This window comes from Nocardioides bruguierae (genome assembly GCF_023554635.1).
Taxonomy (GTDB): domain Bacteria; phylum Actinomycetota; class Actinomycetes; order Propionibacteriales; family Nocardioidaceae; genus Nocardioides; species Nocardioides bruguierae.
On sequence record NZ_JAMJPH010000024.1, the window covers coordinates 164,070 to 189,335 of the forward strand.

At 73.2% G+C, this 25,266-nt stretch carries 20 protein-coding genes; 9 read left to right on the forward strand and 11 right to left on the reverse strand.

Annotation, left to right across the window (positions count from 1 at the left end):
* Positions 1 to 14: 14 nt before the first annotated feature.
* The 7 genes from M8316_RS13635 to M8316_RS13665 form a co-directional block, all read right to left on the reverse strand.
* Complete coding sequence (locus M8316_RS13635) at positions 15 to 887, reverse strand: substrate-binding periplasmic protein (protein WP_250055377.1); 873 nt, start codon at positions 885 to 887, stop codon at positions 15 to 17.
* 189 nt (positions 888 to 1,076) lie between these two features.
* Entirely contained in the window at positions 1,077 to 1,730 is a 654-nt protein-coding gene (locus tag M8316_RS13640; protein WP_250055378.1) for an amino acid ABC transporter permease, read from the reverse strand.
* Entirely contained in the window at positions 1,730 to 2,353 is a 624-nt protein-coding gene (locus M8316_RS13645) for an amino acid ABC transporter permease (RefSeq protein WP_250055379.1), read from the reverse strand. Before M8316_RS13645 ends, M8316_RS13640 begins: the two co-directional genes overlap by 1 nt.
* Position 2,354: 1 nt before the next feature.
* A complete protein-coding gene (locus M8316_RS13650; RefSeq protein WP_372490178.1) occupies positions 2,355 to 3,167 on the reverse strand; it encodes an amino acid ABC transporter ATP-binding protein in 813 nt (270 codons plus the stop codon).
* 24 nt (positions 3,168 to 3,191) lie between these two features.
* On the reverse strand, positions 3,192 to 4,610 hold the full coding sequence (locus tag M8316_RS13655) for an NAD(P)/FAD-dependent oxidoreductase (RefSeq protein ID WP_250055380.1): 1,419 nt from the start codon (positions 4,608 to 4,610) through the stop codon (positions 3,192 to 3,194).
* Positions 4,611 to 4,612: 2 nt separating this feature from the next.
* Positions 4,613 to 7,642: an aminotransferase class III-fold pyridoxal phosphate-dependent enzyme gene (locus tag M8316_RS13660; RefSeq protein ID WP_250055382.1), complete on the reverse strand. Its 3,030-nt coding sequence runs from the start codon at positions 7,640 to 7,642 to the stop codon at positions 4,613 to 4,615.
* Between the two features lie 331 nt (positions 7,643 to 7,973).
* Entirely contained in the window at positions 7,974 to 8,201 is a 228-nt protein-coding gene (locus M8316_RS13665) for a hypothetical protein (protein WP_250055384.1), read from the reverse strand.
* Between the two features lie 195 nt (positions 8,202 to 8,396).
* On the opposite strand from M8316_RS13665, the gene M8316_RS13670 reads away from it, so the two are divergent.
* From M8316_RS13670 to M8316_RS13685, 4 genes are all read left to right on the forward strand, one after another.
* Positions 8,397 to 10,280: a patatin-like phospholipase domain-containing protein gene (locus M8316_RS13670; RefSeq protein WP_250055386.1), complete on the forward strand. Its 1,884-nt coding sequence runs from the start codon at positions 8,397 to 8,399 to the stop codon at positions 10,278 to 10,280.
* A gap of 115 nt (positions 10,281 to 10,395) precedes the next feature.
* Complete coding sequence (locus M8316_RS13675; protein ID WP_250055388.1) at positions 10,396 to 11,853, forward strand: MFS transporter; 1,458 nt, start codon at positions 10,396 to 10,398, stop codon at positions 11,851 to 11,853.
* A 120-nt stretch (positions 11,854 to 11,973) separates the two neighbouring features.
* Positions 11,974 to 12,768: a meso-2,3-butanediol dehydrogenase gene (budC, locus tag M8316_RS13680; protein ID WP_250055389.1), complete on the forward strand. Its 795-nt coding sequence runs from the start codon at positions 11,974 to 11,976 to the stop codon at positions 12,766 to 12,768.
* Entirely contained in the window at positions 12,768 to 13,607 is an 840-nt protein-coding gene (locus tag M8316_RS13685; RefSeq protein ID WP_250055390.1) for an amidohydrolase family protein, read from the forward strand. The genes budC and M8316_RS13685 overlap by 1 nt, the downstream gene beginning before the upstream one ends.
* A gap of 23 nt (positions 13,608 to 13,630) precedes the next feature.
* On the opposite strand, the gene M8316_RS13690 is transcribed toward M8316_RS13685, so the two are convergent.
* Positions 13,631 to 14,701, reverse strand: coding sequence for a 5'-3' exonuclease H3TH domain-containing protein (locus tag M8316_RS13690; protein ID WP_250055392.1), 1,071 nt, complete (start codon positions 14,699 to 14,701; stop codon positions 13,631 to 13,633).
* A gap of 171 nt (positions 14,702 to 14,872) precedes the next feature.
* On the opposite strand from M8316_RS13690, the gene M8316_RS13695 reads away from it, so the two are divergent.
* Positions 14,873 to 15,748, forward strand: coding sequence for a matrixin family metalloprotease (locus M8316_RS13695; RefSeq protein ID WP_250055394.1), 876 nt, complete (start codon positions 14,873 to 14,875; stop codon positions 15,746 to 15,748).
* Position 15,749: 1 nt separating this feature from the next.
* Here M8316_RS13695 and M8316_RS13700 read toward each other — a convergent pair whose 3' ends face one another.
* From M8316_RS13700 to M8316_RS13710, 3 genes are all read right to left on the reverse strand, one after another.
* Positions 15,750 to 16,577, reverse strand: a complete 828-nt coding sequence (locus M8316_RS13700) for an aldo/keto reductase (RefSeq protein ID WP_308196021.1) — start codon at positions 16,575 to 16,577, stop codon at positions 15,750 to 15,752.
* A gap of 277 nt (positions 16,578 to 16,854) precedes the next feature.
* Entirely contained in the window at positions 16,855 to 18,045 is a 1,191-nt protein-coding gene (locus tag M8316_RS13705; protein ID WP_250055395.1) for a hypothetical protein, read from the reverse strand.
* 108 nt (positions 18,046 to 18,153) lie between these two features.
* A complete protein-coding gene (locus M8316_RS13710) occupies positions 18,154 to 19,284 on the reverse strand; it encodes a GTPase family protein (protein ID WP_250055396.1) in 1,131 nt (376 codons plus the stop codon).
* Positions 19,285 to 19,374: 90 nt separating this feature from the next.
* On the opposite strand from M8316_RS13710, the gene M8316_RS21165 reads away from it, so the two are divergent.
* The 4 genes from M8316_RS21165 (at position 19,375) to M8316_RS13730 (ending at position 25,264) form a co-directional block, all read left to right on the forward strand.
* Entirely contained in the window at positions 19,375 to 21,162 is a 1,788-nt protein-coding gene (locus M8316_RS21165) for a M1 family metallopeptidase (protein ID WP_250055399.1), read from the forward strand.
* Between the two features lie 101 nt (positions 21,163 to 21,263).
* The gene (locus tag M8316_RS13720; protein ID WP_250055401.1) at positions 21,264 to 22,496 is read left to right on the forward strand and encodes a DUF3500 domain-containing protein; all 1,233 of its coding nucleotides are present in this window, start codon (positions 21,264 to 21,266) and stop codon (positions 22,494 to 22,496) included.
* Positions 22,496 to 23,869 (forward strand): HupE/UreJ family protein, encoded by a 1,374-nt coding sequence (locus tag M8316_RS13725; RefSeq protein WP_250055402.1) that lies wholly within the window; start codon positions 22,496 to 22,498, stop codon positions 23,867 to 23,869. The genes M8316_RS13720 and M8316_RS13725 overlap by 1 nt, the downstream gene beginning before the upstream one ends.
* A 21-nt stretch (positions 23,870 to 23,890) precedes the next feature.
* Positions 23,891 to 25,264, forward strand: coding sequence for an ATP-binding protein (locus M8316_RS13730; protein ID WP_250055404.1), 1,374 nt, complete (start codon positions 23,891 to 23,893; stop codon positions 25,262 to 25,264).
* Positions 25,265 to 25,266 lie beyond the last annotated feature (2 nt).

Genomic DNA, 25,266 nt, shown 5'->3' on the forward strand with positions numbered 1-25,266 from the left:
GATCTGCGTGCCGATCAGTTGCCGGAGAAGTTGGCCTCGTCGGTGAGGCCGTAGGTGTCGAGCGCGTCCTGCACGCTGCCGTCCTCGCGCAGCGTCGCGATGTCCTCGTCCAGCGCCGTGGTGAGGGAGTCGTTGCCCAGGGTGTGGGGGAAGTTGACCTGGCCGTAGGACAGGGACGCCTCGAGGCGGTCGTCGGCCTCGATGGGCTGCATCGAGAGCGTGGTGCCGTCCAGCTGGGAGAGCTGGTAGCCGGTCTCGCCGGAGCCGGCGATGGTGGCGTCGATGCGGCCGTTGGTGAGGTCGGTCATCGCCTGGGTGAGGGTCTCGTACTGCTTGACGTTGTCGGCGCCGAAGACGTCCTGGAGCTCCTCGACGTAGAGGGAGCCCTGGGTGACGCCGACGGTGAGGCCGTCCAGGTCGTCGAGCGAGGAGTACTGGCCGTCCTGCGAGGCGACCGCGGTGAAGTCGTAGTAGACGGTGTCGGTCTGGCCGAGCACCTTGCCGTGGGCCTTGGTCCAGTACCAGCCGCCGGCGGCCAGGTCGGACTGGCCCTGCTGCACCGAGCCGATGGCGGTGGAGCCGTGGATCGTCGCGTTGGTGATGGTCAGGCACTCCATCTCGGCGATCTGGTTCAGCACCAGGCCGTCCACGCCCCCGAGCTCGCCGGTGGAGTCGTCCACGTCGACGTAGGGCAGGGAGACGTCGGCGGCGACCGTGAGCGTGCCCTCGGTGACGGTGGTCAGGTCCGGGTGGGCCGGGGTGCAGTCGGCCTCGACCTCGCCGGTGGTGTTGGTCGAGCTGTCGGCGCAGGCGGAGATGCTGAGCGCGAGGAGCGGGGCGACGGCGATCAGGGCGGCGCGTCGCTTGGTGCTGGTCGTGCGGGTCATGTCGATCCTTCAGGGTCGGGCGAGAGGGGTCGGGCGAGAGGGGTCGGGCGAGAGGACGGCGGCGCGACGCTGCGCCTGCGGTGCGGGCTGTGCTGGGTGCTGTGCTGGGTGCTGCGGTGGGACGGGTGGTGCGGGCCGCCGCCCCGGTCGGGGGCGGGGCGACGGCGGTCGGTGGGAGCGGCGGGCCGCTCAGTACTGGGTGCGGGTCGCCAGCCAGCCGGCGAACCGGGAGGCGGCGATGACGACCACGGCGTAGAGCGCACCGGCCACGATGAACACCTGCAGGTACTGGAAGGTGATCGAGCCGATGTTGTAGGCGGCGTTGAGCAGCTCGGGCTCGGCGACGGCGACGGCCAGCGAGGTGCTCTGGAAGACGATGGCGGCGTAGCCGACCAGCGACGGGGTCGAGATCCTCAGCGCCTGCGGGGCGATCACAGAGGCGAAGGTCCGCGCGCGGCCGATGCCGAGGGCCTGGCAGGCCTCCAGCTGGCCGGCGGGGATGCCGCGGATGGCCCCACGGACGATCTCGCTGACGTAGCCGGCGTTGGAGAACGTGAACGCCGCGATGATCGACCAGAAGGCGCTGAGCACGACCTCGACGCTCGGCAGGCCGTAGTAGATGAGGTAGAGGACGACCAGGGCGGGCAGGCCCCGGGCGAGCTCGATCACGGCCACCAGGAGCCACCGCAGCGGTCGCGAGGTGGTGCGCTCGGTGACGTAGCCGAGGACGAGGCCCAGCGGCAGGCCGAGCAGCAGCGAGACGAACGTGAGCCAGAGGCTGTGGCCCAGGCCGCGGAGCAGGTCGGGCAGCCAGGAGACGGCGTCGGCGAGGAAGTCGCTCATCAGGCGGCCCACCCCGACTCGGCCCTCGCCGCCGCGGCCCGGCCCACGAGGGCCAGCACGAGGCTGAGCAGCAGGTACAGGACACCGACCGTGACGAACGGGGTGATCCCGTCACCGGTGCGGTTGGCGGCCCGGTTCGCCACGAAGGTCAGCTCGGCGACGCCGATCACGGAGGCCAGCGAGGTGTCCTTGACCATGCCGATCACGTAGGAGGCGACCGCCGGTGCGGAGATCACCGCGGCCTGCGGCACGACGACGCGCAGCCGGCCGGTGCGGGTCGGGATGCCCAGGGCGTCGAGGGCCTCGTACTGACCCTTCGCGACGCCCTCCAGCCCGGAGCGGTAGATCTCGGCGCAGTAGGCGGAGGCGACCAGGCCGAACACGATGACGGCCGCCCCGAGCGGGGTGAAGACGCCGACGCCGAGGAAGACCAGCATCAGCCACACCAGCGGGGGGACGCCGCGCACGACGTCGGTCCAGGTGATGGCCAGCCAGTGCAGCGGGGCGACGCGGCTGCGGCGCGCGAGCACGACCAGGACGCCGGCGGCCATGCCGATCAGCGCCGAGAGGACCGTGATCTGCGCGGTCAGCCAGAGCGCGGCGGGGAGGAGGGAGAAGTCCATCTCAGCCCTCCGCGATGGCCCGCAGGAACTGCCGGGTGCGGTCGTGGGTGGGCTGCTCGAGCAGCGAGCGGGAGGGGCCCTCCTCGAGGATGCCGCCGTCGCAGAGGAACACGGTGCGGTCCGAGACCTGCTTGGCGAAACCCATCTCGTGGGTGGAGACGAGCATCGTCATGCCGGCCTCGGCGAGCTCGCGCATGACCGAGAGGACCTCCGAGCGCATCTCGGGGTCGATCGCCGAGGTCGGCTCGTCGAAGAGGATCACGCGCGGGTCGAGCGCCAGGGAGCGGGCGATCGCGACGCGCTGCTGCTGGCCGCCGGACAGCTGGGAGGGGTGGGAGCCGGCCTTGTGGCCCATCCCGACGCGCTCCAGCAGGGTGCGGGCACGCTCGCGCGCCTCGTCCTTGCCCGTGCCGAGGGCGGCGCGCTGGGCGAAGACGATGTTCTGCTCGGCGGTCATGTTCGCGAACAGGTTGAACGACTGGAAGACCATGCCGATCTGGCGCCGCACCCTCAGCAGCGCCTTCGCGGACGGGGCCACGACCGCGCCGCCCCGGGTGCTGACCAGCGGGGTGCCGTCGAGGGTGACCTGGCCGCTGGTGGGCAGCTCGAGCTGGTTGATGCAGCGCAGCAGCGTGGACTTGCCGCCGCCGCTGGGGCCGATGAGGGCGACGACCTCGCCCTTGTCGAGGTGCAGGTCGACGCCCCGCAGGACGGTGTGGTCGCCGAACGACTTCGTCAGCGAGTCGACGACGAGCAGCGGCCCGCCGGGGGCGGCGGTGGCGTCGGGGGACGGGGTGGTGTTCAACAGGCTCATCCGATCTGGCGTCAGTGCTGCCGGTCAGTGACGGCCGGAGATCCGGTTGGCGAGGGTGGCCAGGCGCGAGGTCTCGGGGCTCTGGCTGCGGCGCTCGAGGGCGTCGACGGCGCTGTAGACGCGGTACATGCCGCGCACGCCGAGCCAGCGTGCGGGCTCGGGCTCCCAGGGGCGGACCTTCTTGCCGACCCAGGGCAGGTGGGTGATCGCGGTGTCCTCGCCCAGGATCAGGTCGCGCAGGGTCCGGCCGGCCAGGTTGCTGGCGGAGAGGCCGTCGCCCACGTAGCCGCCCGCGACCGCGAGGCCGGTGGCCGGGTCGGCGTCGACCGTGGCGGACCAGTCGCGGGGGATGCCCAGCACGCCGGTCCAGGTGTGGTCGAAGGCGACGTCGGCCAGGGCAGGGAACAGGCGGTCGAAGCTGGCGGTGAGCGCCTCGACGGAGGCCACCGGGGTCTCGCCGTGCCTGTCGCGGCCCGAGCCCCAGTAGTAGGGGGTGCCGGGCCCGCCGAGCACGATCCGGTCGTCGGCGGTCTTCTGGATGTAGGAGAAGGAGTGGGCCGCGTCGCGGGTGAGCACCGCGTTGTCCGCCCAACCGACGCTCTCGAGCTGCGCGCGCGAGAGCGGCTCGGTGGCCAGCACGCTGGAGAGCTTGGGCAGCCAGGTGCGGCGCTGGCCGGGCAGGTCGGCGGTGAAGGCCTCGGTGCCGCGGACGACCCAGCGGGCGTCCACGGTGTCGCCGGTGCCGGTGGTGACCCGGTGCGGGGCGATGTCGGTGACGCGGGTGTGCTCGTGCACCACCACTCCGAGGCGCAGGCAGGCGTCGCGCAGGCCGGAGACGAGCTTGGCCGGCTGGACGCGGGCGGCGCGGCGCGACCAGAGGCCGACGGTGCCGCCGGCGAGGTGCGCGAAGCGGTCGGTCAGGGCGTCGCCGCTGACCAGCTCCAGGTCCTCGTCCTCGAAGCCCCACGCGAGGCAGTACTCCTGCTCCTCGCGCAGCCGCGCCGCCTGGGCCGGCGTCGTGGCGATGGCGATCTCGCCCTGCGTGGCGACGTCGGCCTCGATGCCCTCGGCGCGGGTGACGGCCACGACCTCGTCGATGGCCCCGAAGATCTGGCGCTGGAAGTCGATGACGGACTGCTTGCCGTGGCTGGCCGCGTACATCCGGTTCAGGCCCGGCATGCCGTAGGACAGCCAGCCGCCGTTGCGGCCGGAGGCGCCGTACCCGACGGTCTCGGCCTCGAGCACGACGATGCGCCACTCGGGCTTCGCCTGGGCGAGGTAGTAGGCGGTCCACAGGCCGGTGTACCCGCCGCCGACCACGACGACGTCGGCGGTGGTGGAGGAGGTCAGCGGCGGGTGGACGGGCCCGAGCCCGGCGTCGCGGTACCAGAAGGAGACGTCGCCGTTGCAGCGCAGCGCGTGTCCGGCGGTGGGGGTGGGCATGCTCAGAACCACTTCCTGGAGAGGACCTCGTCGAGGGCGTCGACGTAGGAGTCGGCCTCCTCGACGGTCAGGGTGAGGGGCGGCTTCACCTTGAGCACGTTCTGGCGCTCGGAGGTGGCCTGGTCGATGACGCCGCGGGCCAGCAGGGCCTCGCAGACCGCGGCGGTGAGCGCGGCGTCGGGGGTGAGGGAGTCGCGGTCGGTGACGAGCTCGATGCCGCGGTAGAGGCCGCGGCCGTGGACGGCGGCGATCGACTCGTGCCGCTCGGCCAGCTCGGCCACGCGGCCGGCGAGGTGGTCGCCGACGGCCTTGGCGTTGGCCTGGAGGGCCTCGTCGGCGAGGACGTCGAGCACAGCCAGGCCGGCGGCGCAGGCGACCGGGGAGCCGCCCGTGGTGGAGAAGAAGGTGCCCTCGCGGCCGAGCTGGTCGCTGATCTCCTTGCGGGTGATCACGGCGCCGAGGGGCACGCCGTTGCCCATGGCCTTGGCGCAGACCACGACGTCGGGGGTGACGCCCTCGGCCTGGAAGGCCCAGAAGCTCTCGCCGGTGCGGGCGTAGCCGACCTGGACCTCGTCGGCGATGGTCAGCGCACCGACCCGGTGGGCGGCCTCCTGCATCGCCACCGAGTAGCCGGCGGCGGGCACGACGCCGCCGGAGTTGCCGAGGATCGACTCCATGATCACCGCGGCGGGTGCCGTGCCGGCGTCCACGAGGCCGTCGAGCACGCCGTTCAGGTCGGCGGCGTAGGCGGCGCCCGCGCCCTCGCCGCGGTGGGTGCCGCGGAAGGCGTTGGGCACGTCCGTCACCGTCACCCAGGAGGGGCGCGAGTCCAGCGCGTGCGGGTTGTCGTAGGCCGAGGTGGTGATCGCGTCGGCGGCCGTGGACCAGCCGTGGTAGCCCTCGGCGTGGGTGACGACCTGGCGCCGGCCGGTGGCGATGGTGGCCATGCGCAGGGCGAGGTCGACCGCCTCGGTGCCGCTGTTGACCAGCACGACCGAGTCGTAGGGGGAGGTGCCGTCGGCGCCGCGGGTGGTCTCGAGGATGCGTTCGGAGAGGTCCGCCAGGTCGCGGTAGAGGAACCGGCTGTTGGTGTTGAGCCTGCCCAGCGCGCGGGTCACGGCGGCCTGGAGTCGCGGGTGCGAGTGCCCGATGGCGGCCACGTTGTTGACCATGTCGAGGTGGGCGCGGCCGTCGGCGTCGAGCAGGTGGCTGCGCCAGCCGCGGACGAAGACCGGCGGGCGGGCGTAGTAGCGCTCGGTGTTGTCGGGCAGGAACGCGTTGCGCCGGGCCTGCTCGCTCGCGGCGTCGACCGCGTGGTCGGTGCCGCTGGTGGCCAGGCCGAGGGCGGCGTCCGTGCCGGCGACGAGCGCGCCGTACCCGGGGGCCAGGTCGGCCGGGCAGTCCCAGGGCAGGTCGATCGCGGCGGACGCCGGCAGCAGCCGCAGCCGCAGGTGGTGCCGGGCGTGCTCGAGGGTCGTGGTGCTGCCGTCGGCGTGGGTGCTGACCTGGTCGAGGGGAGTGGCGCGGCCCAGCGACTCGCCCGCGGTCAGGAGCGCACCCGGCACGTAGGCGGGCGAGGGCTGCACGTCGGCGACCTCGAGCCGGTGGGCACCGATCCGCACGTGCAGGGTGCCGGGCCCGGCGCTCAGCACGATGGCGTCGGACAGCGTGACCAGCTCGTGGCCGCCGCGCGAGACCGACTCGGCGGCCAGCGGGTAGGTGTGCTGGCGGTCGGGGCGCACGCCCGGCCGGGCCGAGGTGACCCGCGGCTCGCGCTGCGGCACCACGACCAGGGGGTGCCGGGCGAGGGCGTGGTGCAGGACGAGCGCCTCGGTGTCGGGGCGCAGGAGCAGCCGGGACGGGGCGTCGTCGCCGTCGGGGGCGAACGAGAGCGGCGTGGGGGAGCCGCCGTCGACGCCGCGCAGCGCCAGCAGCGCGGCCGGGGCCTCGGTGGTGCTCGCGTCCGCGTCCTCGCGGGGGAGCAGCAGCGCCGCCATCGCGTCGGCGTCGAGCCCGGCCGCGGTCTCGAACGAGCGCCACTCGTGCGCCATCCGCGTGGTGGCGTAGGTGTTGTGCGGGTCCACGGCCAGCTGCTGCCAGCCGGAGGCCACGAGCACGGCGCAGCGCAGCTGCACGAGCGGCCAGAGGGCCGAGCGCTCGGCCGGGGTGAGCGGCAGGCCGTCGTCCGCGGCCAGGCCCTGCTCGAGCGTGGCGGTCATCGCGCGCAGCACCCCGTGGTCGTCGAGGTCGTGGTGGAGCATCGAGGCGAGGGTCACCGCCACCTCGCCGATCCGCCACGAGCCGACGACGTCGCCGAAGTCGATGACCCCGACGACCCGGGGGCGGGCGTCCACGGTGCGGGCCACCACGTTGTCGTCGGTGATGTCGCCGTGGATCAGCTGCACGGGCAGGTCGTCGGCCACCTGCTGCACCCGTGCCCAGGCCCGCTCGGTGACGGCGAGGAGCCGCCCGCGGCGGTCCTCGGGGACGGCGGGGGCGAACTCGCTGACGACGGTGGCCGCGTGCCGCAGGTCCCACTGGGTCTCCCGGTCGGCGGTGGCCGGCACGTCGGCGAGGGCCCGGCTCACCCGGGCGACCAGCGAGGCCAGGCCGGTGACGAGGTGGGTCGGCAGGTGCCGCTCGTCGACCAGCTGCTCGCCCTCGACGAAGCGCAGGGCCACCGCGAAGTGGTCCGCGCCGTCCAGGGCGACCCGTTGCACGAGCGTGCCGTCCGCGGCGGCCACGGGGGCGGGGGCCTCGATGCCGGCCGAGGCGAGCGCGGTCATCGCCGCCACCTGGTCGTGGACGACGGCGGCGTCGGTGGCGGGGTGGAAGACCTTGAAGACCAGGGCGCCGACCGAGGCGCCCGAGGGGCCGGTGTCGGGACGGAGGAGGAAGTTGCGGTCCTGCTGGCTGCCCAGCTCGGTGACGGCCCCGGTGAGCCCGTAGCGCTGGGCGACGAGGGTCGCGGCCAGCTCGGGCGTGATGGCGGGGCGGCCGTACGAGGCGGCCTCGGTGGCTGCCATCGGCATGGTGGTTCCTCCTGAGTGATCACCCGTCACCGGATCTGTGCAGATCCTCGGTTAGCAGTGATCTTCGGTGACTCACTGCGCCGATCTGGTGACGTGGTGCTTCGACTGTAGGAAGGCTTGTGCCGAAAAGTCACTCAGGAATGTCGCCTGGAACCAGCAATTAACGCAGCCGTGACATTCGGGCTCGGATTCGTGACCTGGGTCGCGTGAGTGGTGATGGATCGTCACTGTTGCCTGGACGATCGGTGACGGATCGGTCCGTCAGGGCCGACCCGTGGTGCCGGGATGTCTGCCCGAGGAGGTGTGCCGACGTCCCTGAGGGGAGGTCGGATCAGGACAGGGTGCCGACCCAGCCGAGGGCGCCGGCCTGGACGGCCAGGACGCCGGCGAGCCCGAGGGTGACGCTGCCGGCGACGAGGCCGAGCGTGGTGCGGCCGTGGGCGGCGAGCGCGCGGGTCAGGGTCGTGGCCACCATGCCGGTGAAGCCGACGCCGGCCGCGATCAGCACGACGTGCGCGAGTGCGCTCGCGGGCACGAAGAAGGTCCCCCCCAGGTCCATGGCACAGAACCCTAGGAGCAGGTCGGGACCAACGTCTCGGACTCGCGGGACCTCCGGCCTCCGGGGGAGGAGATTTAACTCTGAACCATCGGTCCCGTCCGCGAGGGGTGTCGCGCGGATGCCCACGGGGGTAGACAGGAGCACCGCCGTGATCCAGACCCCGTGAGCCAGACCTCGAGACCCAGGGAGGGCGCCGTGGCCCCGCAGGACACCGAGACCGACACCGAGACCGACGCCGAGACCCCCGAGTCGGATGCCTACGGCGATCCGCGGCTCGAGTGCGACCTGGTGATGAAGGGCGGGGTGACCAGCGGCGTCATCTACCCCGGCGTCGCGTGCACGCTCGCGCGGGTCTACCGCTTCCGGTCGGTGGGCGGGTCGTCGGCCGGGGCCATCGCGGCGGCTGCGACCGCGGCGGCCGAGCTCGGCCGGGCCTCGGGCGGCTTCGAGAAGCTGGACGCCCTCGCCGGCCGGCTCACCGCCCGTGGAGCGGGTGGTCGGTCCCTGCTGTTCCGGCTGTTCCGCCCGGTGCCCGAGCAGCGGCGGCTCTTCGGCGTGCTGACCGCGGGGCTGGGTCGCACCGGTGCGGCACGGTGGGTGGCCACTGCGGCGGCGGTCGGACGCGGCTACGCGCTGCGGCTGCTGCTGGCGGCCGTCCTGCCCCTCGGCCTGGTGGTGGCCGGCGTGCTCGCGGGTGGGGTGCTGGGCCTCGTCCTGGTGCCGGTGGCGGCGCTCCTGCTGCTGGTGGGGCTGGCGGCCGTGGCGGTGGGGAGCGGGCTCCTGGCCGACGTGCGGCGCATCGAGCGGTTCGGCCTCGTCTCCGGCATGCCCGGCCCGGGCGGCGGCGAGGCCCTGACCCCCTGGTTGCACGAGCGGCTGCAGGACCTGGCCGGGCGCGGCCCCGGCGACCCGGTGCTGACGTTCGGGGACCTGCGCGCAGCGGGGGTGCGCCTGCGAGTGATGACCACCGACCTCACCCGCGGCTACCCGGTGACGATGCCGTGGCCCAACCGGGAGCACTGGTGCGACCCGGACGAGATGGCGCTGCTGTTCCCGGCCGACGTGGTGGAGCACCTGGTGCGGGTCGGCGGCGGCGTTCGGCAGGACGGGCTGGTGGCGTGGCCGGAGCCCGACGACCTGCCGGTGGTCGTGGCGACGCGGATGTCGCTGAGCTTCCCGGGGCTCATCCAGGCGGTGCCGCTGCACGCGGTCGACCACGCGCGGGTCGGGGGAGCGGACGGTGCCGCGCCGCGTCCGGTGTGGTTCTCCGACGGAGGCATCTGCGCCAACCTGCCCGTCCACCTCTTCGACTCGCCGCTGCCGCGGCGCCCGACCTTCGCGATCAACCTGGAGGCGTTCGGTGACGTGCACCGGCAGGACGCCGAGGACGAGGGGCAGAACTCCTACCTGCCGCTGGACGCCGGGGCAGGTCGCTACCGCCCGCGCCGCCACCTCGACCCCGCGGGCGTCGGCGGGCTGCTGGGCTTCCTCGGGGCGATCGTGGGCACCGCCCGGACGTGGGTCGACAACCAGCAGCTCACGATGCCCGGCTACCGCAACCGCGTCGTCACGATCTTCCACAGCGACAGCGAGGGCGGCCTCAACCTGGACATGCCCGCCGAGGTCGTCGAGGCGCTGGGTGCGCGGGGCCGCGGGGCCGGGCGCAAGCTGGTGGACGCCTTCGCCGGCCCGGAGCCGGGCTCCGTCGACGGGCCCGCGTGGACCGCGCACCGCTGGACCCGGCTGCGGATCTCGGTGGCCGGGCTGGCGGACTGGTGGGGCGCGTTCGCGCGGTCGTTCCGCGACGCCGACGTCGGCCGTCCGGACTACCCGGGTCTGCTGGCCGCGCACGCCGACGAGGTCGCCCTGCCGTACCGGCTCAGCGCCACCGACCGAGCGCTGCTCGCGCAGCGGCTCGGCCGGTTCGTCGCCGAGGAGCAGCAGTGGGACGACGGCCTGGCCGATCGCCACGCGCCCCGGCCGGCCCCGGAGCTGCGCCTGGTCACCGACATGGACACCACCGCGGAGCCGCTGCCACCGACCCGACCCGCGGAGCCTCCGCAGGAGCCCGGCGGCTGAGCCGGGCTGCGTGAGGGGTGGCGGTGAGAGCGCGGTGAGAGCAGCGTGAGAGCGGGTGGCCACAGGCTCGGTGTCGTCCGGTGCGAACCACGCACCCGAGCCCCAGGAGGCCGCCATGACGACCACCAGCTCCCCGCCGCTCAGCGGCCCCCGCACCTACCCCTCCCTCCGCGCCGCCGCGATCCCGCTGGCGGCGCTCGCGCTCGCCTTCTTCGTCGAGATGGTCGACAACACCCTGCTCTCGATCGCGCTGCCCACCATCGGCCGCGACCTCGGCTCGGGGACGACGGCCCTGCAGTGGGTCACCGGCGCGTACTCGCTCACCTTCGGCGGTCTCTTGCTGACCGCCGGCTCGGTGGCCGACCGGTTCGGCCGACGCCGGGTCCTGCTCGTCGGGCTCACGGCCTTCGGCGGGCTCAGCCTCCTCGCCGCCCTGGTGGGCAGCACCGGGGAGCTCATCGCACTGCGGGCGGCGCTCGGCGTCGCCGCGGCCGCGATGGCGCCGATCACCAACTCGCTGGTCTTCCGGCTCTTCGACGACTCCGCGCTGCGGATGCGGGCGATCACGGTGATGATCGTGGTCGGGATGTCGGGCTTCGTGCTGGGCCCGCTGCTCGGCGGCACGGCGCTGGCCCACGTCGGCTGGGAGTGGCTGCTGCTCGTCAACGCCCCGATCGCGCTGCTCGCCGTCGTGGGGGTGCGCCTCGGCGTGCCCGCCGACCACCCCGACGACCTCACTGACGACCGCCTGGACGTGCCGGGAGCCCTGCTCTCCATCGCCACGATCGGACTGGCCTGCTGGACGCTGACCAGCGGCGTCGACCACGGCTGGCTCTCGCCGCTGACCCTCGGCTCGGCGCTGGCGGCGCTGCTGGCGGGCCTCGGCTTCTGGCAGCGCGAGCGGCGTGCCTCGTCCCCGATGCTGGACCTGGCGATGCTGCGCGGTGGCACCGTGCGCGGCGCCCTGCTCGCCCAGGTGGCCGCGTCGCTGGCCGTGGCCGCGGTGATGTTCGGCCTGATCCTACACTTCCAGTACGCCTACGGCTGGAGCCCCGTGCGCGCCGGCCTCGCCAACCTGCCGATGATCCTCACGATGCTGCTGGTCTCGCCGGCCACCGACGCGCTCGTCGCGAAGGTCGGGCACCGTCGGGCGTCCCTGGTGGGTGCGGCCTCGCTGTTCCTCGGGCTGGCCGGCATGGCCTGGGGGGTCGAGCACGGCTACCTGCCCATCGCCTGCTCGATGGTCGTGATGACCATCGGTCTGCGCACCCTCATGGCGGTCGGGGCCGTCGCGCTCATCGACGCCGTGCCGGAGAACCGCACGTCCGTCGGCGCTGCGCTCAACGACACTGCCCAGGAGGTCGGCACCAGCATCGGCACCGCGGTGGTCGGCACCGCGATCGCCGTCCTGGTCACCACCGTGCTGCCCAGCGGGGTCTGGAGCAGCGACCTGGTCGCGTCCTACTTCGCGGGGGAGCGGGTCGTGTACGGCGTCCTCGCCGTCGTGGTCGGGCTGGTCGCGGCCGCCGGTGCGCTGACACTCACGGACTCGCGGACCACGGAGGAGGCGTGAGCGGCCCCGCTGGACCGAATAGCACGTGCTAGCGCTAGGCTGCGTGTGACGCAGGCGACATGCCTGCGGCACCCGAACCGCATGGGCCGCGAGCCCGCGCCGAGCACGGAGGAACCGCACATGACCGCCTGGGCGAGCTACCCCTACGAGGGCACGACGGTGCTGGTGACGGGCGGGGGCTCCGGCATCGGCCGAGCCATCGCCCGGGCGTTCCTGGAGCAGGGCGCCTCCGTGCTGGTCACCGGTCGTCGCGCCGAGCCGCTGGAGGAGACCGTCGCCGGGTTCCCGGCCGAGCGGGTCGGCGTGCTGACCGGTGACATGGCCGGCGAGGCCGACATCCAGGCCGCCGTCGCCGACGTGCTCGAGCGCTGGGGCACGCTCGACGTCGTCGTGGCCAACGCGGGCGTCTCCAGCCCCGGCACCGTGGAGACCATGACCGAGCAGGTCTGGGCCGCGATGCGCGAGCTGAACGTCGACGGCATGGTGCGGCTGGCCCGGCACAGCGTGGCCGCCCTGCGGGAGAGCAAGGGCACGTTCCTGGCGATCTCGTCGGTCGCCGGCGTCGGTGGCGACTGGAACCAGGTCGGCTACAACGCGACCAAGGGCGCGGTGAACGCGTTCGTCCAGGCGATGGCGCTCGACCACGGCCACGACGGCATCCGCGTCAACGCGATCGCCCCGGCCTTCACCGCCACGGCCCAGACCCAGGAGCGGCTCGACGACCCCGAGTTCTCCGCCAAGCTGCACGACCGCATCGCGCTGGACCGTCCTGCCGTCCCCGAGGACATTGCCAAGGCCGCCCTGTGGCTGGCCAGCCCGGACGCCGCCTACGTCACCGGCGTGATCCTGCCCGTCGACGGCGGCACCACCGCCTCCTCCGGCACCCCGCGCCCGCTCAAGCCCCGGACCAGCTGATGTCCTTCCCGGCCGGGGTGCGCCGGGCCGATGCCCACATGCACCTGTTCCAACGCGGGTACCACCCCGAGCAGGGCTCGGCCGGCGGCAGCGACCTCGCACGGTACGAGGCGTTCCGGGCCGAGCACGGCGTCGAGGCGGCCCTGGTCGTCGGCTACGTCGAGGAGGGCATCGACCCGGCCAACAACGGCTACCTCCGCGGCCTCGCGCTCGACCGTCCGTGGATGACCACCCTCGCCCACGTGGTCGGCACCCCCACGGCGGACGAGGCGCGCCGGCTGCTCGACGAGGGCCACCGCGGCGTCTCGGTGCTCTGCCGCACCGAGCAGGACGCCGCCTGGCTGGCCTCCTGGCCCGACGAGATCTGGCAGGCCCTGGAGGACGCCGCGGCGATCGTGTCGATCAACGGTGCGCCGCCGGCGCACCCCGGTCTGGCCGCCGTCGTCCGCGCCCGGCCCGGCTGCACGTTCCTTTGTGCGCACCTCGGCGAGCCCGGCTCGTACGCGTCGGTCCCGACCCACGACCAGGCGCGGGCGCGGCTCGCCGGTCTGCTGGCGCTGGGCGGGGAGGCGAACGCGTACGTGAAGGCGTCCGGCTTCTACCAGACCTCCACGGCCCTGGACGCCGGCTCGACCGCGCACCCGCAGGCGCGGCCGTTCGTCGACGTCCTGCTGGAGGCGTTCGGGCCGCGGCACCTGGTGTGGGGCTCGGACTTCAGCCCGGTGGCCGACCACACCGACCTCGACACGGCTGCCTCGCCGGGCGCGCTGGCCGGGCTGGCCCCCGACGACCTGGCCGCCGTGATGGGCGGCAACCTGCTGGGTCTGCTCGGCGCCTGACCACCGGGACTATCGAGGCCAGGTCAGCCGCGGCTGCGCACGAGGGACGCGGGGTCGCCGGTGAGCACCCGCAGAGCCAGGTCGGTGGTGGAGTCGTTGCCCAGGAAGCCGACGACGCGGCCGACCCGGGCGATGTCGAGCGGCAGCAGGCCGGGGGAGCCAGGCACATCAGGAGTGAGGCCGAGGTCGAGGTCCTCGCGGCCGGTCATGATCCGCACGTTGAAGTCGTAGCGATCCCGTGCCCCCTCGGCGCTCAGCACCTTGACCAGGCGGGCGCCCAGCCGTCGTCCACCCTGCTCGAGGGACCAGGAGTCGAGCGCGGCGGCGAGCGTGCGGCCCTCGTCGTGCTCGACGTCGGCCCACACCTCGTCCATCGAGCCGGCGACCTCGAGCAGCGCCGCTGCGGCCTTCTCACCGATGCCCGTGACGCCGGGCAGGTTGTCGCTGGCGTCGCCCCGCAGCGCGGCGAAGGCGAGATAGTTCGAGGCGTCCACGCCGTACATCGACCGCAGCGCCCGCGGGGAGAGCAGGGGAGAGGCGTGGATGCCGCCGTCGATCAGCCGCAGCACCTTGGTGTGGTCGCTGATGTGGGCGAAGGCGTCGCGGTCGGAGGTGATGATGACGCACTCCCAGCCGTGCCGACCGGCCCACGCCGCGCCCGAGGCGTTGACGTCGTCGGCCTCCAGGCCTGCCGGCACGACGGTCGCCAGACCCAGCGCGTCGAGCAGCGACTTCGCCCGCTCGAGCTGGTCGACGAGCTCCGGGGCCTTCTCGGCCCGCCCCGCCTTGTAGTCGGGGTAGAAGTCGCGGCGCGCGGACGCCGTCCTGTCGTCGAGGCCGAAGACGACCGCGTCGGGCGCGAAGGTGTCGATCGACTCGATGATCTGGCGCAGCATGCCGTGCAGCGCCCACACCGGGCGGCTGGCCCGGTCCACCATCTGCGTGTACGCCCGCGCGTGGTGGTTGCGGTGCAGCAGCGAGGGCGCGTCAACGACCAGGAGCAGCTTCTTCTCGCTGGTGCGCGAGAGCGCGGCCTGGGCGGAGGTCTCGGTGTCGGCGCTGCCCGCGAGGGGCTCGAGGTCGGACGGCGGCATGGCGCTGGCCATCGTAGGGGTTCCGCGGCCACCGGTGATCGTGGAGTCCTGGACGTACCGGGTACGTGCAGGACTCCACGATCATCGAGTTCCGCCTCGCAGGGCGACGGCGCACAGGTAGCCTCCGGCCGTCACGTCAAGAGTTGCGTGGCAGTCGAAGGAGTGTGACAGATGCCCCTCTCTCGGGGGTGGTACCCGGACCCGAGCGGCGACGGCGAGCGCCACCACGACGGGACCCGCTGGACCGGAGTCAGACGGGGCGTCAGCGCCCCGGTCGACACCCGCTTCCGCCCGTGGAGCCCGCCGACGCGCAAGCCGCGCAGGCAGTGGGGGACGGGACTCGCCGTGGTGGCCGCGATCGTCGTGGTCGGCGTCGTCGCGGTGGCGGGCCTGACGTTCGACGCCGGTCCCGCCGCGCCGCTGACCCGGTCCCTCGGGCTCGGCGGCTCCGACCGGCTGCTCCCGGTGGTCGAGCCGGGGGTGACGTCCCAGTCCTACCGGTTCCTGCAGGAGACGGATGCCGGCGACCCGGTCACCTACGACCCGTGCGAGCCGCTCCTGGTGGAGGTCAACCCCGAGGGTGGACCGGCCGACTACCTGCGCTTCGTGCTCCCGGCGCTCGCCGAGGTGCAGGACGCCTCGGGCTTGCGACTCACCTACGCGGGCACGAGTGAGCGCACCTGGGACACGCAGAGTCAGGAGCAGGGCTCGGTCCTCATCTCCTTCGAGAAGCGGCTCGACTCCGACAGGGCCGACGCGGTGGGAGTTGGAGGCAGCCTTGTGATGACGATGGACGGCGCAGCCCTGCCGCACTACGTCTCCGGTGCCGTCGCCCTGCGTCAGGACTGGTTCGTCGCCGCCAGCCGGCGCGGGGAGACCGCGCAGCAGCAGGCGGTGGTCATGCACGAGCTGGGCCACGTGCTGGGCCTCGGCCACGTCGACGACCCGGACCAGCTCATGAGCGCCGAGAACGACGGGCAGACCGCGTTCGGCGCCGGCGACCTCGTGGGACTCGCCCTCGCGGGCGCCGGCACCTGCGCGGGGTGACTCAGGCGTCCGAGCCGAAGAACAGCGGGTCGGGGCCGATGCGCTCGCCGGTGTTCATCCCGTCGATCGCGGCGAGCTGCTCGCTGGTCAGCACGAAGTCGAGGTCGATGTTCTCGGCGATCCGCGAGGGCGTGACGGACTTCGGGATGGCGACGCGGCCGGAGTCCAGGTGCCAGCGCAGCACGACCTGGGCGACCGAGCGGCCGTGCTCGGCCGCGATCGCGGTGAGGGTCGGGTCGGTGAGCACGCCGCCCTGGCCCAGCGGGCTCCACGCCTCCGTGACGATGCCGTGCTCGGCGCCGTAGGCGTCGATCTCGGTGTCGCGGAACATCGGGTGGCTCTCGACCTGGTTGACGGCCGGCACGGTGCCGGTCTCCTGGGCGAGGGTCTCCAGGTGCGCGGGCTGGAAGTTCGAGACGCCGATCGCCCGGACGACGCCGTCGGCCAGCAGCTTCTCGCAGGCCTTCCAGGTGTCGACGAAGAGGGCCTTGGACGGGATCGGCCAGTGGATCAGGTACAGGTCGACGTACTCGGTCGCCAGCTTGGTGCGGCTCTCCTCGAACGCGGCGAGCGTGGACTCGTAGCCCTGGGCGTCGTTCCACAGCTTGGTGACGACGAACAGGTCCTCGCGCGGCAGGCCGGACTTCTTCAGGCCCAGGCCCACGCCCTTCTCGTTGCCGTAGGCCGAGGCGGTGTCGATGTGGCGGTACCCGGTCTCGATCGCGGTCGCCACCGCGGTCTCGGCCTCGTCGTCGGCGATCTGCCAGACGCCGTAGCCGAGCTGGGGCATGGCGACGTCGCCGGGGAGCATGATCTGCGGGACCTGCACGGGGGAGCCTTCTCTCGTTCAGTTCTTCTCAGGGGGTTGCCGGGCGAACCTAGTCCGGGCCAGGACGCGGCCGCGAGGCTGCGTCTCGCGTCCTCGACCGCGGTGGACCGAGGCCGGTCGCGGCAGCCGCGCAATGCGGGTGGGATCTGGCGCGCTGCCGTTGTCCTCGCAGGTCAACGCTGTTCTGGCGCCGGCGCTCCTCGAGCGTGCGTCGGCTGAGACCGGCGCAACGCGCGCGTCACCGGCAGGCTGTGACCGGAGTCTCGTCGAGTGGCTACTACCAGCCGTCAGGCCGCTGCGACTCCTGGACATCGGGCAGGTCCAGCGAGAGCGGAGGCAGGCCCATCCGGTCGGCGACCTTGGCGACGAGGGCCTCGACGTCCGCGCGGGCCAGCGCCTCCCCGTCAACGCCGCGGGTGGTGGGTGCTGCTCGGCGTACGGTCGCGGTCATCATGTGCGCGAGCCGTCGGACGCTGATGCCGGGTCGCTCGTCGGTGAAGTACACGTCGATCTGGAGGAGCAGGCGGTCGGCGCCCGCCCACCAGTTGCGGCCCTGCTCCTCGAGGCTGTTGAGGTAGGCGAAGAGGGGAGTGCTGTAGGCGCCGGCGACACCGTTCATCGGCCCGCCGCCGGTGAAGCGGATGGTCGGCTCCTCGGGCACGCTGCCCTTCACGGTGACGACGACCGGAGGCACCGCCGACTCGTCCACCGTGACCGGGTTGGGCGCAGCGGCCCTCGGCCCGGGGCTCGTCGGGTCGAGCCGCACCTCGGTCGGCTCCGTCAGCCCCATGTGGCCGAACGACGTCATGGTGGCGACGGGCCCGTCCCAGCTCAGCGTGCGGGCGCTGCGCTTGAAGCCTTCGTGGCTGACGAACGAGGGGGCGACGTCGGAGCGGACCGGGTCCGCGTCCTCCTCCCCACGAGGTCGCGCCTCGATCCAGGCCTGGCCGAAGGCATCGGGGTCGACGAGGTGGAACGCGCCGCGTGCCTCCCAGCGTCGGCTCGGGGCGGACTTCCAAGGGCTCTGCCAGGCGAAGACCCATGCCGGTGCGGCCTCCTGCGCTGCCGTGGCGGCCCGGCCCAGGGCCTCGGCCGACCAGCCGCGCTCGGGCGCCAATGTCTCGACGGCTGCGCGCAGGATGCGGAACGCGAGGGCCGCGCGCTGCGCGTCGTGGAGGTCGGCCACGCCCGGTGGGATCTCCGCGTGCACGGCCTCGAAGGTTCCGCCGAAGTCCTGGTGGACGGTGACCTGCACGACGCCCTCGTCGGAGTCCGCGGCAGCCGGGGACAGGAAGACGCGGGCCTCGGAGGAGGGTCCTTGCAGCCCGAGGGCAGTGACCTCCCGGCTGTAGACCTCGCTGACGCGCCTCCCGCTCCGGGCGAGCAGGTCGACGGCCGGCGACTCGTGCCACGGTCGGTCGCGCCAGCCGGAGTAGGGGTAGAACAGCACGGTCCTGACGACGGCCACGGCACCTCCCGAGTAGTGGTCCGTCAGGAGCGTAGCGACGGCTGCCCGGGGACAGCGGGCGCGACGCGTCCGAGCTCCTGGCCCATGACCAGGCTCTCGCGGCGGTGCTCAGCCCTTGCCGGTGATCCGCTTGCGCGCCTGGGTCTTGAACTCGGTGGTGAACAGGTTCCGCAGGGCGCTGGAGTCCAGCAGGATCGCGGGGCTGAGGTCGCCCCGGGCGATCCGGTCGCAGATCTCGACCCAGGCGTGCCCCATGGCGTAGGTGATGGTCGAGGCGACGCCGGCGCTGATCGTGCCGCCCACCACGGTGCCGCCGCCCGGCACGAGCTTGACCAGATTGGTGACGACCGAGCGGCCGGCACCCGTGCCGGCTGCGGTCATCGCGAACGCCATGCCGGTGGCCCGCTGGAACGGGATGTTGTAGGTCAGCGCGATCTTGGAGAGCATCCCGAGCTGGATCGGGATCAGCAGCGCCGCGTCCGAGAACGGGATCGGGCTGGCACCGGCCGCGGCCGCAGCGGACACCGCGGCGGCGATGGGCGCCTGACAGCTCTTGCGCTTGCGCGCCAGGTCGATGCGCTGGGCCTGGATCAGGGCTTCGTGGACCGCCGCGGGAGCCACGCGAAAGGTGGCATCGAGCAGGGCCTCCAGCCCGTGCGCGGGGCCGTCGAAGGAGTCCGGCTCCGCCATGGTGAGGAACGGACGAGGCGCCGCGATCGGCAGCCCCAGCGAGGCGATGTGCTCGGCGAGCTCCACGGCCCGCCCGTGCGGCACGCCGTCGCGCGAGGGCACCTGCGTCAGCACCACGAGCACCGGCAGGCCGAGCTCGCGCAGGCGCCGCACGAAGTGCTCCTCCACCGCCTCGAACCGGCCGCTGCGCGCCCCGACGCAGTACCAGGCGACGTGGATCTGCTCGTGCACCGGCCGCTTCTTCAGGTCGGTGACCAGGCCCGCGAGCTCGTCCAGGATCGTCTCGTCGTCCTTGCCGATCTCCAGGCCCTCGGTGTCGAAGACGCCCAGCGAGCCCGACGCGTGCTTGTAGAGGTGGTGGCCACGGGTGACCGGCTCGCCGATCCCCGTCTCCGCGATCGTCTCGCCGAAGATCGCGTTGACCAGCGTGCTCTTGCCGACGCCGGTCTTGCCGAAGATCGCCAGGTTGAAGCTGCCGATCTCCTCCTGCTGCGCCCGCCAGCTCTCCTCGACGGTGCGGCGGAACCACTCCTCCGAGACGTTGGGCATCGGTGCTCCTTCGGTGCGGCGGACGTGCGGCGGACGGTGCCGTCGTCAGCCTAGTGTGGACGCCCCAGCACCCACGGATAGGTTGACGGGGTGGCTCCCCAGACGCACCCCGACCCGCACTCCTACGGCCGACCCGACGAGGTCGTGGTCACGCACCTCGCGCTCGACCTGACCGTCGACCTCGACGCCCAGCGCCTCACCGGCAGCGCCGCGCTCGACCTCGCGCACCGCGACGCCGCGGCCACGACGCTGGTGCTCGACACCTGGCGCCTCGAGGTCACCTCCGTCACCGACGGGGACGGGGCGGCGCTGGCGTTCAGCCTGGGCGAGCCGGACCCGGTGCTGGGCAGCCCGCTCACGGTCGAGGTCGGCGCGGCCGACCGCGTCGTGGTCAGCTACGCGACGAGCCCGGAGGCCCAGGCGCTCCAGTGGCTCTCGCCGGAGCAGACGGCCTCGGGCAAGCCGTTCCTCTTCTCCCAGAACCAGCCGATCCTGGCCCGGTCGTGGATCCCGTGCCAGGACAGCCCGGCCGTGCGGACCACCTACGAGGCCGTCGTCCACGCGCCGGCGGGCCTGCTGGCGCTGATGAGCGCGGAGAACCCCACGAGCACCACGGACGACGGCACGTACCGCTTCGCGATGCCCGAGCCGATCCCGTCGTACCTGATCGCGCTCGCGGTGGGCGACATCGAGTTCCGGCCGATCGGCGAGCGCGCCGGCGTCTACGCCGAGCCGAGTGTCGTGGAGGCGACCGCCTGGGAGTTCGCCGACACCGAGACCATGATCGACGCCGCCGAGCGGCTCTACGGCCCCTACCGGTGGGGCCGCTACGACATCCTGGTGCTGCCGCCGAGCTTCCCGTACGGCGGCATGGAGAACCCGCGCCTGACCTTCGCGACGCCGACCGTGCTGGCCGGCGACCGGTCGCTGGTCAGCCTGATCGCGCACGAGCTGGCGCACTCCTGGTCGGGCAACCTCGTCACCAACTCCACCTGGAACGACATCTGGCTCAACGAGGGGTTCACCACCTACTTCGAGCGCCGCATCGACGAGGAGGTGTTCGGCGCCGACTACACCTCGATGCTGTGGCGCCTGGGCCGCAACGACCTCGACCGCGCCGTGCGCGACGAGCAGCCGCGCGACACCTGGCTCGAGCTCGACATGGCCGGCCGCGACCCCGACGACGGCCCCGCCAAGGTCCCCTACGAGAAGGGCTCGCTGTTCCTGCGGCTGCTGGAGGAGACGGTGGGCCGCGAGCGGTTCGACGCGTTCCTGCGCGACTACTTCGACCGCTTCGCGTTCACCTCGATGGACACCCCCACCTTCCTCGAGCACCTGCGCGCCGAGCTCCTCGCACCCGCCGGCCTGAGCGACGAGGACGTCCAGCTCGAGGCGTGGGTGCACGGCCCGGGTGCGCCCGCGAACGCTCCCGCGTTCGCCTCCGACGCCTTCGCGGTCGTGGACGCCCAGGTCGCGCGGCTGCTCGCCGGCGCCGCCGCGTCCGACCTGGAGACCGACGGATGGGTCAGCCACCAGTGGGTGCACCTGGTGCGCGAGATCCCCGTCGACACTCCCCACGAGGTGCTGCTCGCCGTCGACGCCGCCTTCGGGCTCTCGGCCAGTGGCAACATCGAGATCGCCACCGCGTGGCTCGAGCTGGCCTCGCAGTCCGGCCTGGTGTTCTCCGCCCCGCAGGTGGACGAGGCGCTGCACTCGTTCCTCACCCGGCACGGGCGTGCGCTCTACGTGCGGCGCGTCTACACCGCGCTGGCCGGCTCCGACGCCGGCCTGGCCCGCGCGCGGGAGATCTTCACCGAGGCCCGACCCGGCTACCACTCGGTGACCGCCGCGGTCGTGGGGCGCGTGCTGGGGGTCTGACAGGCCTCTGTGGCGGGGCTCACGAAAGTGGCACGAGCCACACACAGGTCGCACAGGTGGAGGAGGCCTGGGCACGAGATTCCGCTTCCATCCTCCTCGGCATGACCCCACAGAACACGCTCTCCGAGCGCTCCGTCTCGCGTCGCTGGGTGCTCGGCGGGCTGTCCGCCACCACCGCCCTGGTCGTGACCGGCTGCGCCGCCACGTCCGCCTCGACGACCACGAGCAGCAGCGCCGCGAGCAGTGCGACGACCTCGGCCGCCGCTGCGGCTACCTCCTCGTCGGCTGCGTCCACGACCACCTCGGCGGCCGCCGAGGCCACGGCGGCCGCGACGCCGTCCGCGAGGGCGAACGCCCGCACCGTCGCCAGGCTGGCGCGGGCGTTCCTCGCCACGCTCGACGCCGACCAGAAGGCGACGGTCCTGCAGGACTACTCGCTCACCAACGCCGAGAACTGGTCGAACCTCCCGCAGGGCCTCATCGGCGGCGGTGGCGGGCCGGGCGGCTCGACCAGCTCCAGCGGCGGTCGTGTCGGCATCAGCCTCGGCGACCTCTCCTCGGCGCAGCTCAAGAAGTTCAACACGCTCATGAAGGCGGCCACGGGCTCGTCGGCAGGTCTCGGCTGGGACGAGATCACGATGCACCTCGACGCCGACGACTACCTCGGTGAGAACGGTGGGGGCGACACCTACGGTCGCGAGAACTTCTACCTCGCCTTCCTCGGCAAGCCTCGTGCGAAGGGCACCTGGGAGCTCCAGTTCGGCGGCCACCACCTCGCGGTGGCCAACACCTACACCGACGGCGAGCTGGTCGGAGCGACGCCCTCCTTCCGCGGCATCGAGCCCAACGGCCGGTTCACCTGGGACGGGGAGACGATGAAGGTGATGCGCCGCAAGGAGCGCGCGTTCACCGCGATGCTCGCCTCCCTGACCTCCGCTCAGCAGTCGACCGCCCAGCTCTCCGACGTCTACAGCGACCTGGTGCTCGGCCCGGGCAACGACTGGCAGTTCCCCACCACGCGCGAGGGTCTGCGTGTTGGCACGCTGAGCGCCGCGCAGAAGAAGAAGGTGCTGGCCGCGATCGGCACCTACGTCCACGACGTCGCGGACGCCGACGCGGCGGTGATCATGAAGCGCTACCGGTCCGAGATCAACAAGACCTACCTCGCCTGGTCCGGCACGACCGCGCTCACCGAGCGCGACGACTACGTCCGCATCGACGGCCCGTCGGTGTGGATCGAGTTCTCCATGCAGGGCGGCATCGTGCTCTCCGGCAACCACCCGCACTCGGTGTGGCGCGACCGCGTCACCGACTACGGCGGGACGAGCTCCTGATGCACCGCCTCCTCCGCGCCGCGGCCGGCGCCCTGGTGGCGCTGGTTGCGGCCGGGGTGCTGGCGTGCACGTTCGCGCTGCCGGCGTCCGCCCACGTCGTGCCGACCTCCAGCATCGCGCTCGCCGTCACCGACGACGACGTGACCGCCGACGTCGAGATCCCCCTCTCGGACCTCGAGGCGGCGACCGGTCTCGACCTGGGTGACTACACCCAGGCCGACGTCGACGAGAACGCCGACGCCATCGAGGCGTACCTGCTCGAGCACTTCGAGCCGACCAGCGACGACGGCACCGAGTGGAGCGTCAGCGAGGGCGACCTGACCGTCATCAGCACCGGCGACTCCACCACCACCGGCGTCTACGCGGCGCTGGAGACCACGTTCACCCTCACGCCCGCCGACGGCGAGAGCACCGACTCCTTCGACCTCGGCTGGGACGCGATCGTCGACACCGTCGCCACCCACACCGTGATCGTCACCGTCACCTCCGACAGCACCGACGCCGACTTCAGCGGCACCTACGAGGTCGGCACCGTCCAGCGCGACACCGTCACCAACGAGGTCGAGGGCCTGCACGTCGAGACCGGCTCGGGCGCATCGTCAGCGGCCTTCCTCGACATGGTCGCCCTCGGCATCTCCCACATCCGCGAGGGCACCGACCATCAGCTGTTCCTGCTGACGCTCCTGCTGCCGGCGCCCCTGCTGGCGATGCCACCCTCGGCGGGCGTGAGGGCACGTGGACGGCGGTGGGCCGGCCGTGTCGGCGGCGTCACCGCCTGGCGGCGCATCGGTGCCACGACCCTGGCCTTCACCCTCGGCCACTCGATCACCCTCGCGCTCGGCACGCTGGGCGTGCCCGTGGCCGAGACGTGGATCGAGGCCGCCATCGCCGCCTCGATCCTGGTGGCGGCCGTGCACGCGGTGCGGCCGCTGTTCCCGGGGCGCGAGGCCCTCGTCGCGGGTGCCTTCGGACTCGTCCACGGCCTGGCCTTCTCCGAGACGCTGCGTGCGCTCGACCTGAGCGGGTGGCACCTCGTCGTCGCCCTGCTGGGGTTCAACATCGGCATCGAGGTCATGCAGCTCGTCGTGGTCGCGCTGGTGCTGCCGCCACTGGTGCTGCTCTCGCGCTCGCGTGCCTACGAGCCCCTGCGCCTGCTCGCGGCCGCGCTCACCGGCGTGGCCGCATGCGGCTGGCTGGCCGCACGGGTGGGGTGGGCGAACCCGGTCGCCGACGGCGCTGACCAGCTGGGGGACTGGTCCTTGCCGGCTCTGACCGCCCTCTGGCTCGGTGCCCTCCTGGCCCTGGTGGTCGGCGGGGCACGGCGATCACCCGCTGCGGGCGAGGCGGCGCGTCCGAGCCGGTCGGGAGGCTGAGCCACCCGACCCGGAGGACACATGTCGACGCAGCCCACCGCCCCCCTCACCACGTCGGCCGACGGCCGCGCGGCCGACCTCGCCGGTCTGCGGGTGACACCGGGGGACCTGCTGGTGGCCGAGGCCCCGCTCCCGGTCCTGCTCCAGGCCGTCACCGCGAGCACGGCCGTGGTGCTGGGGGCGTTGCCCGCCGCCGGGTCGCCGGGGGAGCCGCGGCTGGCACCCGACGTGGCCCCCTTCGAGGACGTGGCGGTGCGCCCCGCCTCCAGCGACGAGGTGGGGGTCCTGCAGGCCACGACCCGCGCCGACCTGCCGATCGGGCGGTGGGACTGCGGCGACGCCGACACCGCCGCGTCCCTGCGCTCGTCGGGGTTCAACCGGCACACGTTCCTGTGCGGCCAGAGCGGCTCGGGCAAGACCTACGCGCTCGGCGTGCTGCTCGAGCAGCTGCTGATCGGCACGGGGCTGCCGATGGTGATCCTCGACCCGAACGCGGACTTCGTGCACCTGGGGACGACGCGCCCGGACGCGGAGCCCACCGGGGCCGCCATCATCGAGGGGACCGAGGTGCGGGTGCTGGGCAGCAACCCGCCCGAGGAGCCGCTGCGGATGCGGTTCGCGACGATGCCGCGCGCGGCGCAGGCCGCGGTGCTGCGGCTGGACCCGTTGCGCGACCGAGCCGAGTACAACCTCTTCGTCACCTCCTTCGGCAGGGACCGCCCGGTGCCCGCCGGCGTCGACGCGTACGTGACCTCGCTGCTGGCCGGCCACGACGACGAGCGGGCGCTGGGCCAGCGGGTGCAGAACCTCGGGCTCACCGACTGGGAGGTGTGGGCGCTGGACCAGGCCTCGGCGGCCGAGGTCGCCCTCGGCGGGGCGCGGGCCACGGTCGTGGACCTGGCCGGCCTGGCCGACCCGCGCGAGGCCTCCGCCGTCTGCCTGGACCTGGTGGAGCGCCTGTGGGCCGCGCGGCACGAGCGGCGGCCGATGCTGATCGTCATCGACGAGGCGCACAACGTGTGCCCCGCGGAACCCCACGGCGAGGTGCAGGAGCGGCTCGTGGAGCGGCTGATCCAGATCGCCGCCGAGGGCCGCAAGTACGGGCTCTGGCTCCTGCTCTCCACGCAGCGGCCCTCGAAGGTGCACCAGCAGGTCGTCTCGCAGTGCGACAACCTGATGCTGATGCGGATGAACTCACCGGCCGACGTCGCCGACGTCGCCACCCTGTTCGGGTTCGCGCCGCCGGAGATGATCGCCCGGGCGCCGTCGTTCCGTCAGGGCGAGGCCGTGGCCGCCGGCCGGTTCGCGCCGTGCCCCATGCGGGTGCGGATGGGGGACCGGCTCACGGTCGAGGGCGGGTCGGACGTCGCCGTCCCGCCGGCCCCCACGCGCTGACC

What these genes read in the sequence shown, in the direction of transcription:
- M8316_RS13640 (WP_250055378.1), bottom strand. Translation starts at nt 1,730, where the DNA reads ATGAGCGACTTCCTCGCCGACGCCGTCTCCTGGCTGCCCGACCTGCTC.
- M8316_RS13650 (WP_372490178.1), bottom strand. Translation starts at nt 3,167, where the DNA reads ATGAGCCTGTTGAACACCACCCCGTCCCCCGACGCCACCGCCGCCCCC.
- M8316_RS13730 (WP_250055404.1), top strand. Translation starts at nt 23,891, where the DNA reads ATGTCGACGCAGCCCACCGCCCCCCTCACCACGTCGGCCGACGGCCGC.
- M8316_RS13720 (WP_250055401.1), top strand. Translation starts at nt 21,264, where the DNA reads ATGACCCCACAGAACACGCTCTCCGAGCGCTCCGTCTCGCGTCGCTGG.
- M8316_RS13725 (WP_250055402.1), top strand. Translation starts at nt 22,496, where the DNA reads ATGCACCGCCTCCTCCGCGCCGCGGCCGGCGCCCTGGTGGCGCTGGTT.
- budC (WP_250055389.1), top strand. Translation starts at nt 11,974, where the DNA reads ATGACCGCCTGGGCGAGCTACCCCTACGAGGGCACGACGGTGCTGGTG.
- M8316_RS13660 (WP_250055382.1), bottom strand. Translation starts at nt 7,642, where the DNA reads ATGCCGATGGCAGCCACCGAGGCCGCCTCGTACGGCCGCCCCGCCATC.
- M8316_RS13655 (WP_250055380.1), bottom strand. Translation starts at nt 4,610, where the DNA reads ATGCCCACCCCCACCGCCGGACACGCGCTGCGCTGCAACGGCGACGTC.
- M8316_RS13675 (WP_250055388.1), top strand. Translation starts at nt 10,396, where the DNA reads ATGACGACCACCAGCTCCCCGCCGCTCAGCGGCCCCCGCACCTACCCC.
- M8316_RS13695 (WP_250055394.1), top strand. Translation starts at nt 14,873, where the DNA reads ATGCCCCTCTCTCGGGGGTGGTACCCGGACCCGAGCGGCGACGGCGAG.
- M8316_RS13690 (WP_250055392.1), bottom strand. Translation starts at nt 14,701, where the DNA reads ATGCCGCCGTCCGACCTCGAGCCCCTCGCGGGCAGCGCCGACACCGAG.
- M8316_RS13710 (WP_250055396.1), bottom strand. Translation starts at nt 19,284, where the DNA reads ATGCCCAACGTCTCGGAGGAGTGGTTCCGCCGCACCGTCGAGGAGAGC.
- M8316_RS13665 (WP_250055384.1), bottom strand. Translation starts at nt 8,201, where the DNA reads ATGGACCTGGGGGGGACCTTCTTCGTGCCCGCGAGCGCACTCGCGCAC.
- M8316_RS13685 (WP_250055390.1), top strand. Translation starts at nt 12,768, where the DNA reads ATGTCCTTCCCGGCCGGGGTGCGCCGGGCCGATGCCCACATGCACCTG.
- M8316_RS13645 (WP_250055379.1), bottom strand. Translation starts at nt 2,353, where the DNA reads ATGGACTTCTCCCTCCTCCCCGCCGCGCTCTGGCTGACCGCGCAGATC.
- M8316_RS13635 (WP_250055377.1), bottom strand. Translation starts at nt 887, where the DNA reads ATGACCCGCACGACCAGCACCAAGCGACGCGCCGCCCTGATCGCCGTC.